This window comes from Thermoflexus sp., from assembly GCF_040289485.1.
In the GTDB taxonomy this organism is placed as follows: Bacteria; Chloroflexota; Anaerolineae; order Thermoflexales; family Thermoflexaceae; genus Thermoflexus.
In genome coordinates, this window is sequence record NZ_PSLG01000002.1 from 1 (window position 1) to 14,251 (window position 14,251).

At 70.5% G+C, this 14,251-nt stretch carries 16 protein-coding genes; 10 read left to right on the forward strand and 6 right to left on the reverse strand.

Annotated elements, in window-relative coordinates; genetic code table 11:
- Positions 1-64: 64 nt before the first annotated feature.
- From C4313_RS00515 to C4313_RS00555, 9 genes are all read left to right on the forward strand, one after another.
- Positions 65-301, forward strand: a complete 237-nt coding sequence (locus C4313_RS00515; protein WP_352427919.1) for an FmdB family zinc ribbon protein — start codon at positions 65-67, stop codon at positions 299-301.
- A 68-nt stretch (positions 302-369) separates the two neighbouring features.
- Complete coding sequence (locus C4313_RS00520; RefSeq protein WP_352427920.1) at positions 370-1,497, forward strand: DUF3048 domain-containing protein; 1,128 nt, start codon at positions 370-372, stop codon at positions 1,495-1,497.
- 5 nt (positions 1,498-1,502) lie between these two features.
- Positions 1,503-2,135, forward strand: coding sequence for a hypothetical protein (locus C4313_RS00525; protein ID WP_352427921.1), 633 nt, complete (start codon positions 1,503-1,505; stop codon positions 2,133-2,135).
- A gap of 12 nt (positions 2,136-2,147) precedes the next feature.
- Complete coding sequence (locus C4313_RS00530) at positions 2,148-2,564, forward strand: secondary thiamine-phosphate synthase enzyme YjbQ (RefSeq protein ID WP_352427922.1); 417 nt, start codon at positions 2,148-2,150, stop codon at positions 2,562-2,564.
- A 129-nt stretch (positions 2,565-2,693) separates the two neighbouring features.
- On the forward strand, positions 2,694-3,506 hold the full coding sequence (locus C4313_RS00535; RefSeq protein WP_352427991.1) for an NAD+ synthase: 813 nt from the start codon (positions 2,694-2,696) through the stop codon (positions 3,504-3,506).
- Entirely contained in the window at positions 3,506-4,063 is a 558-nt protein-coding gene (gene rsmD / locus C4313_RS00540) for a 16S rRNA (guanine(966)-N(2))-methyltransferase RsmD (protein WP_352427923.1), read from the forward strand. The genes C4313_RS00535 and rsmD overlap by 1 nt, the downstream gene beginning before the upstream one ends.
- A gap of 5 nt (positions 4,064-4,068) precedes the next feature.
- Complete coding sequence (locus C4313_RS00545) at positions 4,069-4,236, forward strand: hypothetical protein (protein WP_352427924.1); 168 nt, start codon at positions 4,069-4,071, stop codon at positions 4,234-4,236.
- Positions 4,237-4,521: 285 nt separating this feature from the next.
- Positions 4,522-4,929, forward strand: coding sequence for a methylmalonyl-CoA epimerase (gene mce / locus C4313_RS00550; RefSeq protein WP_352427925.1), 408 nt, complete (start codon positions 4,522-4,524; stop codon positions 4,927-4,929).
- Positions 4,930-4,937: 8 nt separating this feature from the next.
- Positions 4,938-6,140, forward strand: a complete 1,203-nt coding sequence (locus C4313_RS00555; protein WP_352427926.1) for a glycosyltransferase family 4 protein — start codon at positions 4,938-4,940, stop codon at positions 6,138-6,140.
- Here C4313_RS00555 and C4313_RS00560 read toward each other — a convergent pair.
- The 4 genes from C4313_RS00560 to C4313_RS00575 form a co-directional block, all read right to left on the reverse strand.
- Complete coding sequence (locus C4313_RS00560) at positions 6,067-7,443, reverse strand: ATP-binding protein (protein ID WP_352427927.1); 1,377 nt, start codon at positions 7,441-7,443, stop codon at positions 6,067-6,069. The genes C4313_RS00555 and C4313_RS00560 overlap by 74 nt on opposite strands.
- A complete protein-coding gene (locus C4313_RS00565; protein ID WP_352427928.1) occupies positions 7,379-8,080 on the reverse strand; it encodes a DnaD domain-containing protein in 702 nt (233 codons plus the stop codon). The genes C4313_RS00560 and C4313_RS00565 overlap by 65 nt, the downstream gene beginning before the upstream one ends.
- A gap of 7 nt (positions 8,081-8,087) precedes the next feature.
- Positions 8,088-9,437 carry a replicative DNA helicase gene (dnaB, locus tag C4313_RS00570; RefSeq protein ID WP_352427929.1) on the reverse strand — a complete coding sequence of 450 codons (1,350 nt, stop codon included), beginning with the start codon at positions 9,435-9,437 and terminating at the stop codon, positions 8,088-8,090.
- Between the two features lie 170 nt (positions 9,438-9,607).
- The gene (locus C4313_RS00575; RefSeq protein WP_352427930.1) at positions 9,608-10,126 is read right to left on the reverse strand and encodes a bifunctional nuclease family protein; all 519 of its coding nucleotides are present in this window, start codon (positions 10,124-10,126) and stop codon (positions 9,608-9,610) included.
- Between the two features lie 187 nt (positions 10,127-10,313).
- Here C4313_RS00575 and hutH point away from each other — a divergent pair, with 187 nt between their 5' ends.
- A complete protein-coding gene (gene hutH, locus C4313_RS00580) occupies positions 10,314-11,873 on the forward strand; it encodes a histidine ammonia-lyase (protein WP_352427931.1) in 1,560 nt (519 codons plus the stop codon).
- 10 nt (positions 11,874-11,883) lie between these two features.
- Here the strand turns inward: hutH and tilS are convergent, their stop codons facing one another.
- Both tilS and C4313_RS00590 read right to left on the reverse strand, forming a co-directional pair.
- Positions 11,884-13,368 (reverse strand): tRNA lysidine(34) synthetase TilS, encoded by a 1,485-nt coding sequence (gene tilS, locus C4313_RS00585; protein ID WP_352427932.1) that lies wholly within the window; start codon positions 13,366-13,368, stop codon positions 11,884-11,886.
- A gap of 23 nt (positions 13,369-13,391) precedes the next feature.
- Positions 13,392-14,192 (reverse strand): alpha/beta fold hydrolase, encoded by an 801-nt coding sequence (locus C4313_RS00590; RefSeq protein ID WP_352427933.1) that lies wholly within the window; start codon positions 14,190-14,192, stop codon positions 13,392-13,394.
- Between the last annotated feature and the right edge of the window lie 59 nt (positions 14,193-14,251).

Consider the following 14,251-nt stretch of genomic DNA (forward strand, 5'->3'; position numbering starts at 1 on the left):
TGGCGGGTTCTTCGACCCGCCCCCGCCCTTTCCCGGCGAGATCCTGACCAGGAGGTGATGGGCGATGCCCATCTACGAATACGAGTGCCCGGTCTGTGGCATCCGCTTCGAGCGCCAGCAGCGGTTCACGGATCCTCCTGTGGAGACATGCCCGGAGGGCCATCCGGGCGTGCGCCGCGTGCTCTCCCCTGCCGGGATCATCTTCAAGGGCGATGGCTGGTATATCACCGAGAGCCGCAAGTCCTGTTCCTCCAGTTCCTCGACTACGGAGGGCGCTTCCTCTGAAAAATCCGACGAGTGAGCCCCTCCGCCCGGACAGCGGGCGGGTGTTATACTGGGGCTAGATATCTTTCCCCGGGAGCCGGATGGATGCGCGGCGTGTTCCGAAGGGTGGGATGGTGGGGCCTGGGGCTGATGCTGGCTTGCAGCGCGCGGGCCGGGACGCTGCCTCCGCCCACGCCGACGATGCCGCCCCCCCTGGCCGTGGGGACCCCGGCGCGGGCGCCGGCGGCGGCCCCGACGCCTTCCCCCCCTCCGCCCTCGCCGACGCCCGCGGAGGCGGCCCCCTTCCCGCCGGATGTCAACCCGCTCACCGGCCTGAAGGTCCCCGACCCCTCGGCCCTGAATCGGCGGCCCCTGGCCATCAAGATCTCCAACTATCCCCCCGTGGTCCGCCCCCAGTCCGGTGTGGATCGGGCCGACCTGGTTTTCGAGCACTACGCCGAGGGCGGGGCGACCCGCTTCACCGCCGTCTTCCTGGGCCAGGACGCCGAGCCGGTGGGCTCCGTGCGCAGCGCCCGGCTGATCGATCTGGAGATCTCGGCGATGTATCAAGCCATCCTGGCCTACTCGGGAGCCAGCGAGGGGGTGAAGGCGCGGATCCGGGCCTCGGACATCTTCCGGTGGGCGCTCAGCCCCGACTTCGGCCTCGGGGCGCCCGCCTTCTGGCGGATCCCCCGGGAGGGCCTGTCCTTGGAGCACACGCTGTTCACCAGCACGCGACGCCTGTGGGAGGAGGCCGCCCGTCGAGGCCTGAACGACCGGCCCCGCTTGCAGGGGATGCGCTTCGCCGAGGCGCCGCCGGCGGGCGGGCGCCCGGTCTCCACGCTGGTCATCCCCTACCGGGTGGAGCCGGTGACCTGGCGCTACGATGCCGCCTCCGGGCGGTGGCGGCGCTGGACGGCAGGACAGCCCCATCGGGACGCCCTCACCGGGCGGCAACTGTCGGCCGCCAACGTCGTGGTCGTCTACGCCCACCACCAGACCACGGACATCCTGGAGGACCGGCTGGGGAACTATTCCATCGAGATCCAGATCTGGGGAAGCGGGCCGGCTCAGATCTTCCGGGACGGCCAGGGGTTTGACGGGCAGTGGCGCCGGCCGCGGCGGGAGGCGATGCTCACCTTCTACGACAGCCAGGGCCACCCCATACCCCTGAAGCCTGGGAACACATGGTTCGAGGTGGTTCCCCTGGAGATGGCCATCGAGGCCCGATAGACACCATGGACGCCCGGACGGCGATGCGCAAGGCGCTGATCCGGATGGCCCTCCGCCGCAGCCGCCCCGGGGGGGGGAGCCGTTGGGACCTGATGGCAGCGCGGAGGCCCTCCGTGGACGAACTCCCCGATCTCCCATCCATCCTGGATCCGCTCCCATGGGCGGTGGTGGGAGCGATGGCCGCTCGCTACTATATGCCGGAACGGGCCACCCGGGACCTGGATGTGGCGGTGCGCGCCGCCGACGGCCTGGAGGCCCGCCGCCGGCTGCAGGCGGCCGGATTCCATTACGCCGGGGAGCTGCTCATCCTGGGATCCTCATGGCGGGCCCCCGGAGGCCTCGCGCTGGATGTGCTGGAGCTGGAGGCGGAGTGGGCGGAGGCGGCCCTGGCGGAGGCCCAGCGGAGCCGGGAGGCCACCGGCTGGCCGATCCTGCCGTTGCCTTATCTGGTCCTGATGAAGTTCGAAGCCGGGCGCTTGCAGGATCTGGCCGATATCGCCCGGATGCTGGGCCAGGCCACCGAGGCCCAGATGCAGGCCGTCCGGGAGGTCTTCCAGCGGTATCGCCCCCAGGACCTGGAGGATCTGGAGAGCCTCCGTCTCCTGGGACGGCTGGAGCGTGGGGAGTTTGGATCGTGAGGGGATGGGCCGATGGTGCTCACCGAGCGGCTGACGGTCTCGACCGGAGGGAAGGATGAGGTGGTGGATCTGACGGAGCCGGTGGCGGAGCGGGTGGCTCGCTGCGGGCTGAGGGCCGGCATCGTCACCGTCTTCGTCCCCGGATCCACCGCCGGCCTGACGACCATGGAGTTCGAGCCGGGGGCGGTGGCAGACCTGCAGCGCTGGTTCGCGGAGATGGTCCCGGCCGACCGCCCGTATCGCCACAACCTGCGCTGGGGGGACCAAAACGGCCATTCCCACCTGCGGGCCTCCCTCATCGGTCCATCCCTGACGATCCCCTTTCGGGACGGCCGGCTGCTGCTGGGGACCTGGCAGCAGATCGTGCTGATCGATTTCGACGTCCGCCCCCGCCGGCGGGAGATCCTCCTGCAGATCATCGGGGAATGAGGCGTGGCCCGCCCCGGGGGCCTCCCAGACCCTTGGCGCCGACGAGGAGGCAGCATGCGGACGTGGCAGGTGATCGAGGGGGACGGGGCGTTGGATCCGCGGCGGGTTCGGGAGTGGGTGGACGTGCGGATGCAGATCGACCCGGACCTGGTGCGCGGGGTGCTGGTCCGCTTCATCCGGGATGAGATCACCAAGTTCGGCATGCGGCGGGCGGTGATCGGCCTCTCCGGCGGGGTGGATTCCTCGCTGACGTGTTTCCTGGCCGCCGAGGCCCTGGGGCCGGAGAACGTGTTGGCAGTGCGCATGCCCTACCGGACGTCCTCCCCCGACAGCCTGCTCCATGCCCATCTGGTGATCGAACAACTGGGGGTGCCCTCAGAGACGGTGGAGATCACCCCTATGGTGGAGCCCCTCTTCGAGCGGTTCCCGGACATGGACCAGCGGCGCCGGGGCAACGTGATGGCCCGCATGCGCATGATTATCCTCTACGACCTCTCCGCCGCCTGGGGCGGGATGGTGGTGGGGACCAGCAACAAGACCGAGATCCTGCTGGGATACTTCACCCTCTACGGCGATGGGGCCTACGCCCTGGCCCCTCTGGGGGACCTTTATAAAAATCAGGTCCGTCAGTTGGCGCGGGCCGTCGGCGTCCCGGAGGAGATCGTCCGGAAGCTCCCCACGGCCGACCTGTGGTTGGGACAGACGGACGAGGGGGAACTGGGCGTCACCTACGACGAGGCCGATCGCATCCTCTATCTGCTGGTCGAGGAGCGCATGACCCCGGAGCAGGTCATCGCCCTGGGCTTCGACGGGGAGACCGTCCGCCGCCTGTGGGGCATGGTCCGTGAGACCCAGTTCAAGCGGCGGACGCCGATCATCGCCAAGTTGACCTCGCGGACGGTGGGGATCGACTTCCGGTATCTGCGGGACTGGGGACATTGATGCGGGTGATCTCCGGCTCGGCCAAGGGCCGCCGGCTGAAGAGCCTCCCGGGCGCCGGCACCCGACCCATCGCGGATCGGGTCAAGACAGCGCTTTTCGACATCCTGGGGGCTTCCGTCGTGGGGGCCCGGGTGCTGGATCTTTTCGCCGGCACCGGGAGCGTGGGCATCGAGGCCCTGAGCCGGGGGGCGGCGGAGGCTGTGTTCGTGGAGAAGGACCCACGGGCGGTCCGGGTCCTGCGGGAGAACCTGCAGCGGACCGACTTGGCGGACCGGGCGCGGGTGGTGCGGGGGGATGTCTTTGTTTTCCTGCGCTCGGGCCGGGTCGAGCCGTTCGACCTGATCTACGTGGCGCCCCCGCAGTATCGGGGATGGTGGCGGCGGACCCTGGAGGCCCTGGATGCGCAGCCGGGGTGGCTGGCTCCGGAGGGGCGGATCGTGGTCCAGATCCACCCCCGGGAGTTCGAAGCCCTGTCCCTGAGCCAACTGGCCCTGGCGGACCGCCGGGATTACGGGAGCACCGTGTTGTGTTTCTATCGCCGGAAAGAAGAGGGGTAGAGCCGATGCCCCGCACCGGGATCGCCGATCTGCCGCTCCACACCGGCCGGGCGCCCCGCTGGCTCTTCGCGCTGAACATGGTGGCGGCGGAAGCGGAGGACGCTCGCCAGGCGGTCGCCGCCCTGGCCCGGGAGAAGAGCTCCGACGCCTGCCGGCCCGCCACGAGATCCTGATCCGCGACATCCATCCGGAGCGCCTGGCCTCGATCCTGGTGCAGACCGACGAGGCCCAGCTGGACTCCTTCGCAGCCCTCCTGGGCCTGCCGGCGGTCGGGGACAAGACGATCCGCGCCTTGGCCCTCCTCTCTTCTACGGGACCCCGCCCGTTTCGCCTTCGCCCCCGGGGGGAAGGATCGCCATCCGTTCCCCGTGGACCGCGCCCTCTGCGATCGGTCGATTGGCTGGACGCGCACGGAACGCTTACAATCGAAGCGGAGACCCCGGATGGGGAGAGGGAAGATGCCCCGGCTGAACCACATCGCCATTGTCGTGGAGGATCTGGAGGCAGCCGTGCCGTTTTTCCGGGATCTGCTGGGGCTGCCTCTGAAGCGGATCGCCGAGGTGCCGGCGGAGGCGGTGCGCGTGGCCTTCTTCCCCACAGAGGGAGGGGAGATCGAGTTGGTCCAGCCCACCACGCCAGACTCGGGGGTCGCCCGCTTCCTCGCCCGCCGGGGGCCCGGCCTCCACCACCTCTGCGTGGAGGTGGAGGACCTCGAGGGCATCATGGGGCGGCTTCGGGAGGCCGGCGTGCCCCTGATCCACGAGGCACCGCTCGTGGGATCCGACGGCACCCGGTATGCCTTCATCCATCCGAAGGGCGCCTTCGGGGTCCTGATCGAACTTTACGAACGGCCAGGCCGCGCTTAGGGGCGGCCATGCGGGTGGTCTTCGACGGCCGGGTGATCAATGATCGCTTCCCGGGCATCGGCCGCTATGCTTACCGCTTGCTGGAAGCCCTGATCCAAACGGGCGGGGAGGACCTGGAGCTGACGGTGCTCTACACCCCCACCCTCCCGAACCGGCGGTGGGCGCTGGAGACCCTGGCCTCCCCCCGCGTCCGGCTGGTCCCCCTGAGGGCTCCCCCTTTCTCCCTGGCGGAGCACGTGGTGGTCCCACGGGCGATCCCGCGGGATCCGGCGGTCATCGTGCACGGGCTCCATTACGCGATGCCGTTGGGGCTGCTGGCCCACCCCGCCCCGGTGATCCTGACCCTCTACGATCTCACCCCGCTGCGCGTCCCCGAGGGGTGGTCGCCGCTCCAGCGGGGGGTGTATCGCCTCTGGCACCGCATCGCGCTGCGCCACGCCCGGGCGCTGATGGTCGTCTCCAAGGCCGCGCGGGACGACCTGCGGCGGGCCTTCGGGGATCTGAGGGGCCCCATCGCCGTGGTCCCCGGCGCCGCCGATCCGGCGTTCTTCCCCCGCCCGCGGGAGGCGGTGCGGGCGGTCCTGGCCCGCTATGCCCTGTGCGCGCCGTATCTCCTCTATGTCGGGATCAACAAGCCCTCGAAAAACCTGGGGCGGCTGCTGGAGGCGTGGCGAGCGATCCGGGGAGGGCTGGCCGAGGAGGGAAGGTTGCCGGATCTGGTCCTGGCAGGGCCGATGGATCCCCGCTATCCCCTGGAGGCGGACGAGGGGGTGCGGATCCTGGGGATGGTTCCCGAGGAGGATCTCCCGGCCCTCTACACGGGGGCGCGGCTCACGGTCCTGCCCTCCTTGTGGGAAGGGTTCGGCCTGCCGATCCTGGAGGCCATGGCCTGCGGGACGCCGGTGGCCTGTTCGGATCTCCCACCGCTGCGGGAGGTGGCCGGGGATCTGGCGGCCTTCTTCAACCCGCGGGACGTGGCGGACATGGCCCGGACCCTCCGGGCGGCATGGGTCCGCGCAGGCCAGGACCCCGACTGGCGCGCGGCAGTCCAACACCACGCCCGCCGCTTCTCATGGGGGGAGTCCGCCCGGCGGGCCCTGGATCTTTACCGGCAGGCCCTGGCGACGGATGCCGCCCTCAGGCGGAGGAAGGGCGCGGGCGCCGCCGGCCCGGACGAAGAGGGGTCCGATAGGGCGGCAGGTCCAGGGTGATGACCGTCACCCGGGCCTCGTCGCTCAGGCGGGCGACCAGGCGGGCGTCCAGGTTCTCCGGCGGGGTGGCCGTGGTGATCACGGTGGGCGCCGCCGCCAGGTAACGGTAGTTGAGCAACTGATACAGTTTCTCCCGGGCCCACGGCGTGGCGCTCTCCGTGCCCAGGTCGTCCAGAACCAGGAGGGGGGCCAGTTTCACCTCGTCGAAGCGCCGGTCGTAGGGCTGGTCGCTGCGCGGATGAAAGGCCGCCCGCAGCCAGTCCAAAAGGTCCGGGACCACCACGAAGAGGGCGGGGATCCCGCGGGCGGCGACGGCGTTGGCGATGGCGGCGGCCAGATGGGTCTTGCCGGACCCGTAGTGTCCGGCCAGGACCAGCCAGCCATGGGGATCCTCGGCGAAGGCCCGGGCGATGGCCACCGCCTCTCGTAAGTTCTCCCGCTCGCGCGGGAGGAGCTCCGGCCGGTCCCGGAAGGTCTCGAAGGTCATCTCCCGCAGCAGGGGGAGGATGTTCAGTTCCGGGCCCCCTGGCCGCCCCCCGCGCCGAAAGTCCGGCGCCAGGATGGTCACGATCTCCACCAGGCGAGCGTCCTGAAGGCGGGAGCGCAGACGGGGCTCGAAGGCCTCCAACGGGAGGTTGGTGGTGATCACGGTGGGGCGGCGGGCGTTGTAGCGCCAGTCCAGCAACTGGAACAGTTTCTCCTGAGCCCACGGTGTGCTCTGCTGGGCCCCCAGGTCGTCCAGGATCAGGACGGGGGCTTCCCGCAGCGCCCAGAACCGCTCCGCATAGGAGGTCTCGGCGTCGGGGGAGAAGGCCGCCCGCAGTTCATCGAGGAGGTCGGGGACGTTGACGAAGCGGACCGGGACGCCCCGCTCCAGCAGGCGATGGGCGATGGCAGCGGCCAGGTGGGTCTTGCCGCATCCGGTTCCCCCGCGCAGCACCAGCCACCCCTGGGGGTCCTCGGCGAAGGCCCGGGCCCGCTCATAGGCCCGCCGCAAGGTCCGGGCCTGGTCATGGCTCAGGCCGATCCCGTCGGGCAGGAAGGTCTCGAAGCGCTTGTCCTGAAGCACCTGCAGAGGGCCGACGGCCAGCGCCCGTTCCCGCTGGGCCGCTGGGCACCCGCAGGGGACGGCGCGGCCGAAGAGGGGATGCTCCGGGGGCACGTCGTAGGAGATATAGCCCAGGCCCCCGCAGATCGGGCAGGCTTCCGCCTCCGGCTCCGGGCCCCTCGGGGTGCCCTCAGGGCGCTCCCTGTCGCCGGAGCCTTTTCCAAGATTCGACAACATGTCGCCGATGGGCTTCATCGGTGCCTCCAGTCTCTCGGCCCTCCGTCGCCCAGCGTTCCAGGATCCGGCGGACGTAGGACCAGCGCCGGACGTTGCGGGAGACGGCGATCCGGATGGCCTCCTCGATCCACTCCGCCGGGTAGGTCCGCGCTGCCTCCTCCAGTTCCTGGGCGATCAGGGGGGTGAGCAGCCCGATGTTCTGCTCGTAGAGGGCGAACAGGTTGGGGCGGTCGGCGACCAGGACCGCCGACTCCCCCAGGTCCAGGCGGGCCGGGCGCCCCCCTTGCCGGATCGCCTCATAGGCCAGGCGGCCGCGGGGGGTGTTCAGCAGATAGAGGTCATCCTCCTGTCCCTCCTCCACCACGCGGATGTGGAGGAGGGTGCCCCGGGCCACCGCCCGGTGGAGCCCCTCCCGGATCTCCTGGACCGAGAGGGCCGCCCGTAGGGCCGGATCGGCCTCCAGTTCCGAGCGCCGCACGATCCGCAGGCTCCCCGTCTTGCGGGTCAGGTGATAAAAACAGGCGAGGGTCACCCGCAGCTCCCCGGGATGGTCGATGCGGGGGAGCAGCTCGGTGAAAAAAGTCTCCGGGATCGGGACGGTTCGGGTTTTCCCGGACGGGAAACCCAGGAAGGACGGCTCTTTCTCCGCGGGCATCTTCCCCTCAGATCGCTTGCTTCTGCAGGTTCATGAACTGGGCCCGGTCGGCCCGGAAATACAGTTCCACCGTCCCCATAGGTCCGTGGCGGTGCTTGGCCACGATCAACTCGGCGATGTTCCGCTTCTCGGTGTCCGGGTTATACAGTTCGTCCCGGTAGATGAAGATCACCACGTCCGCGTCCTGCTCGATGCTGCCGCTCTCCCGCAGATCGGCCAGGATCGGCCGCTTGTCGTGGCGCTGCTCGACGGCCCGGGAGAGCTGGGAGGCGGCGACGACCGGGATGTTCAATTCGCGCGCCAGGCTCTTGAGGGCGCGGGAGATGTAAGAGATCTCTTGGACACGGTTCTCCGCCCGGATGTCGGCAGTCATCAGTTGCAGGTAATCGACGATGAGGAGGTCCAGGCCGTGCTCCGCGTAAAGACGACGGGCTTTGGTGCGCAGTTGCAGGGCCGAGATGGCCGGTGTGTCGTCGATCCAGATAGGCAGTTCAGAGAGGGTGCTGACCGCGTGGACGAAGCGAGGCCACTCGTCCTCCTTCAGGTCCCCCATGCGCAGCCGCTGGCCCTCGATGCCCGTCTCCTGGGAGACCAGGCGGTGGACGACTTGCTCGGCCGACATCTCGAGGGAGAAGATGGCCACGCGCTGGCGGTAGCGTTTGGCTGCGTTCAGGGCGAAGGAAAGCAACAGCGAGGTCTTTCCCATCCCAGGCCGCGCCGCCACGATCACCAGGTCCGAGCGCCCCAACCCTCCCAGCAGACGGTCCAGATCGCGGAACCCGGTGGGGATCCCCAGGGGCTCCCCCCGGTGCTCGTAGAGGTACTCGATGTGTTCGTAGTAGGTTCGCAGGAGGTCCCGGATGGATGAGATCTCGTGGGCGAGGCGGCGCTGGGCGACGGCGAAAAGCGTCGCCTCCGCCCGGTCCAGAAGCTCGTCGACCTCGCTTTGGGAGTCCTCGTAGGCCATGCGGGCGATCTGGGAGGCGGCCTCCAGCAGGCGCCGGCGGATGGCATCCCGCTCCACCAGACGCGCGTAGTCCATGGCGTGGACGGCCGCCGGGACGCGGGCGGCCAGGCCGATGAGGAAACTGCGCCCTCCGACCTCCTGCAGGCGGCCCTGGCCTTCGAGTTCGTCGGCCACCGTCACCGGGTCGATGGCCTCCCGGCGGCCGACGAGGGCGAGATACGCCTCCCAGATCCAGCGGTGCTTCTCGAGGAAAAAGTCCTCGGGCCGGAGCACGGTCGCCAGGGTGTAGATCAGTTCCGGATCCAGGAGCACGGCGCCCAGGACGGCCTCCTCGGCCTCCAGGTTGTGGGGCGCCAGCGGGATCCGTTCCGTGCGTTCCACTTCCACCATCCGGTCATCTTCCTCGATGGATCAGAGGACCGATGCCAGACCCGGCGCCCCCGTGGGGGCGCCGCGCCCTGCGCTCCGATCCAGCCGGGAGGGAGGCCTCGGGGATGGGAGGCGCAGGCCTGCCGAAGGTGAGACATGAGGGCCGCCGGCGAGTCGGGGGAGAGGGTCCCTCACTCCTCGCCGGATTCGCCCAGGTCGTCCAGATCCAGGGACTCGATGAGATCGCGGAAAGGGGAGCGCTCCAGTTTCTCCTCGGGGCTCTCCAGCTCCTCGGCCTCGATCTCCTCCTCCCGCGGGTTCACCCCGGCCCGCTCCATGACGTCCTCGTCGACGTAGATGGGGACCTTGGCCCGCACGGCAAGGGCGATGGCGTCGCTGGGCCGGGAATCGATCTCCAGGCGGCGGGAGTCCATCTGGATGACGATGCAGGCGTAGAAGGTGTCGTTCCGTAGGTCGTTGACGACCACGTAGAGGATGGTGCCCCCCATCTCGGCGATGACGTTCTTGAGCAGGTCGTGGGTCAGGGGCCGGGCGACCTCGATCTGTTGCAGCTCGATGTTGATGGCCTCGGCCTCGTAGGGGCCGATCCAGATGGGCAGGTAGCGCTCGCTCTCCCGCTCCCGGAGGATGAGCACCCGGTGCTGGGACATCAGGCTGGCGCGGATGCTGTCGATCTCCACCTCGATCATCAGAGCCTCCCCCCTTCTCGTTCCGCCGGCGCTATCCTTCGTTCGCCCTGATTATACCACGGACCGCCCCAGCCGACCGGGCAACCCGCCGCGGGGAGGATCCCTGGCGACGGGGTGCGCCCCCTTTCAGCCGGGCTCCCCCTCCGGTATAACGGGGAGGGGAACCATCACCCGGGGGAGGAAGCCGATGTCGGTCCTGTGGCTGGATGGGGAGCATTTGCGTCTGGAGGACGTGGTAGCGGTGGCCCGGGAGGGACGGCCGGTGGACTTGACCCCGGAGGCCTGGGGGCGGGTCCGGCGCAGCCGCGAGGCGGTGGAGCGGCTGCTGGCCCGGGGCGCGGTGGTGTATGGGGTGACCACCGGCTTCGGGCACCTGCGGAACATCCGGATCTCGCCGGAGCAGGCCTCGGCCCTCCAGCACAATCTGCTGCAAAGCCACGCCGCGGGGGTCGGGCCGGCGCTCCCCGAGGAGCAGGTGCGGGCGATGATGCTGGCCCGCCTGAACACCCTGGCCCGGGGCCATTCGGGGGTCCGCCCCCAGGTCCTCCGGCTGCTGATCGAGATGCTCAACCGGGGTGTCCACCCGGTGGTGCCCGCCCAGGGCTCCCTGGGGGCCAGCGGGGATCTGGCCCCCCTGGCCCATCTCGCGCTGCCCATGATCGGCCTGGGGGAGGCCGTGGTGGACGGCCATCGGCGGCCGGGGGCGGAGGCGCTGGCCGCCGTGGGGCTGCAGCCGCTTTGCCTCGAGGCCAAGGAGGGCCTGGCGCTGATCAACGGCACCGCCTTCATGGCCGGGGTGGGGGCCCTGGTAACCTACGACGCGGAGGTCCTGGTGCAGACCGCCGATGTGGTCGGCGCGCTGACCTTGGAGGCCTTGGAAGGCTCTCCCGTCCCCTTTGATGAGCGCCTGCACCGGGTCCGGCCGCATCCGCGGCAGATGGACTGCGCTGCTTTCCTGCGACGGCTGCTGGAGGGGAGCGAGTTCCTGGGCGACCCACGGAGCCCCTCGCAGGTTCAGGACGCCTACTCCCTGCGCTGCATGCCCCAGGTGCACGGCGCGGTCCGGGACGTGGTGGCCTACGCGCGGTGGGCCTTGGAGATCGAACTGAACAGCGCCACGGACAACCCGCTGATCTTCTGGGAGGAAGGCCAGGCGGAGCCGGAGGTGCTCTCGGGCGGGAATTTCCACGGGGAGCTCATCGCCCTGGCCATGGACTACCTGGCCATCGGGCTGACGGAGCTGGCCAACATCTCGGAGCGGCGGCTGAACCGGTTGCTGGACCCCGCGGCGAACGAGGGCCGTTACCCGCCCTTCCTGGCCCTGGAGCCGGGCCTGAACTCGGGCTTTATGCTGGTCCAGTATACGGCAGCGGCCCTGGCCTCGGAGAACAAGGTGCTGGCCCATCCGGCCAGCGCCGACACCATCCCCTCTTCGGCCAACACCGAGGACCACGTGAGCATGGGGGCGACAGCGGTCCGCCACGCCGAGATGGTGTTGCGCAACACCCAACGGGTGGTGGCGGCGGAACTGTTCGCCGCCGGACAGGCCATCGACCTGCGACGGCGCCAGGCGGGGCGGCCCCTGCGGCTGGGGACGGGCACAGCGGCAGCCTACACCGTGCTCCGGTGCCACGTGCCCTTCCTGGAGGCCGACACGGCGATGGCCCCCTGGATGGAGACGGCCTGGCGCCTGGTGGCCGAGGGCGCCATCCTCCGCGCTGTGCGGGAGGCTCTGGGGGAGAGATAAGCCGCAGCGCTCAAGACCCCGCCCGCCGGATGGCGATCCGCCACACGGGAGCGGCCGCGGGGGCGGGGAGGGCAGGGGCAGCGGGGCGGACCCCGACCACCCACAGGATCTCGTCGCGGCCGCTCACCAGCAACGGCCAGCGGTCCCGCCAGACCCGCGGGATCTTCTGGTTGATCATAAACGTCTTCAGCCGCACCGGGCCGGGCATCCCGGCCGGATGGAAGCGATCCCCTGCCCGGCGCGGGCGGAGGGCCAAGCCGCCTTCCGCCGCTCCCGGATCCAGATACAGGGTCCACGGATCCGCGTGCGCCAGCCGTTGGGGATCCCAGCGGGGCAGCTCCTCCCAGATCACCGCCCATCGGCCGTCCGGCCATGGCGTCTCCCCCGGGCGCAGCGCCAGGGGCCCCTGGAGGAGGGGGAGATCCGGCTCCGGCCAGACCGCCTCCGCCCGGGCCACGATCAGGCCCTCATAGGCCACCGCGACGACCAAGCCCTCGGGCCAGGTCGCCTGCCCCCCGGTCATCCGATCCGCTGCCAGGCGGATGGCCTCCTCCACATGGGCGAATCCCAAGTCCCGCAGCCGATGGGCCAGCCGGAAGGCGGCCTCCCGCAAGGCCATCCGCCGCAGGCTCAGCGGCAGGGCCGACCAGCGGCCCAGGTCGAACACGATACGGTCAGGCTCCTCCACGGCCACCACTGTCGGCCAGACCTGCTGCAGCGTCTGCTCCAAAAACGCATAGTCGGCGGCGAGGACCTCCGCCATGCGCCACCAGACCGCCCGCAGGCGGGGGTTCAGCCGCTCCAGGAAGGGCAACACCTCATGGCGCAGCCGGTTGCGAAAGAGGGTCTGGTCGATGTTGGAGCGGTCGAAGCGCGGGGTGAGCCCCTTCGCCTGCAGGTAGGCCTCGATCTCCCGGCGCCAGACCCCCAGCAACGGGCGGACCAACCACAGGTCCGGAGGAGGGCGGCGGAGCAGGCCGTGGAATTCCGTCAGCCGCATGCGGGGGCGCATCCCTCGCAGCCCGGCCAGGCCGCTCCCCCGCACCAGATGCATCAATACCGTCTCCACCTGGTCATCCGCCTGGTGGGCGACGGCGATGGTGCGGCTGCCGACGGCCTCCGCCACCCCCGCCAGGAAGGTGTAGCGGGCCTGGCGGGCCGCCTCTTCCAGGGAAAGCCCTTCGCGGGCGGCCAGCGTCCGGACGTCCTCCTGCCCGATGGTGCAGGGAAGGCCCCACGCCGCCGCCAGCCGGGCCACGAAGGCGGCGTCGGCGTCGGCCTCCGGGCCCCGCAGGCCGTGGTGCAGATGGGCCACGTGGAGGGCGATCCCCAGTTCGGGGGCGAGGTCCCGCAGCACATCCAGCAGACACAGCGAATCCGGACCTCCGGAGACGCCCACCACCACGGTCTCGCCGGGCGGGAACAGGCCGTCGCGGCGGGCGGCCTCCTGCACCGCCCGCCGGACGGCTGCGATGGCACGCTTCCCAGAGGACATGGCCGTCACCGCTCGGCCGGGGCTCAGGCCCCGCCCACCTCGGACAGGAACGCGCGGACGGCCTCGTTGAAGGCATCGGGGGCCTCCAGGTTGGCCAGATGGCCCGCCCGCGGGATCTGGACCAGCCGGGCCCCGGGGATCCCTGCGGCCATCTCCTGGGCCACCTCCGGCGGGGTGACGACGTCCTCTTCCCCGACGAGGATCCGGGTGGGCACCCGGATCGTGGGCAGCAGCGCGGTCCGATCGGGCCGCTCGGCCATGGCCTGAAGGGCTCCGATGAGCCCGACAGCCGGGTTGGCCATCATCTTGCGCCGCAGAGCCTCCACCAGATCCGGGCGCTCCCGCTGGGTGGTCGCCCCGAGCAGCCGCGGGAGGAAGGCCTCCACGGCGGCCCGGGGTCCCTCTTGTCGGATCCGGTCGATCAGCGCGTAGCGGTTGGCCCGGGCCTCCGGCGTGTCCGCCTGGTGGCGGGTGTCGGCCAGGATCAGCCCGCGGACCCGCTCGGGATAGGCGGCGTAGAAGGCGAAGGCGATGTAGCCGCCCATGGAGAGGCCGGCCAGCACTGCCCGCTCGATCCCCAGCGCGTCCATCAGGCCCCGCAGATCGGCCGCGAACTGTTCCATGGTGTAGGGCCCCTCCGGCGCGCTGCTCCCTCCAAACCCCCGCAGGTCCACCGTGATCGATCGGACGCCGTCGGCCAGGGCCCGGACCTGGGGATCCCACAGCCAGCGGCCCAGCGGGAAGCCGTGGATCCAGAGGACCGGGACGCCCTGCCCGTAGACGTCGTAAACCAGCCGGATCCCATCCACCCGCGCGAACGGCATGGTCACCTCCTGGGGTGCTTGGATCGGCCTGGGAGAATTTTATCCCGGTGCAGATCGCG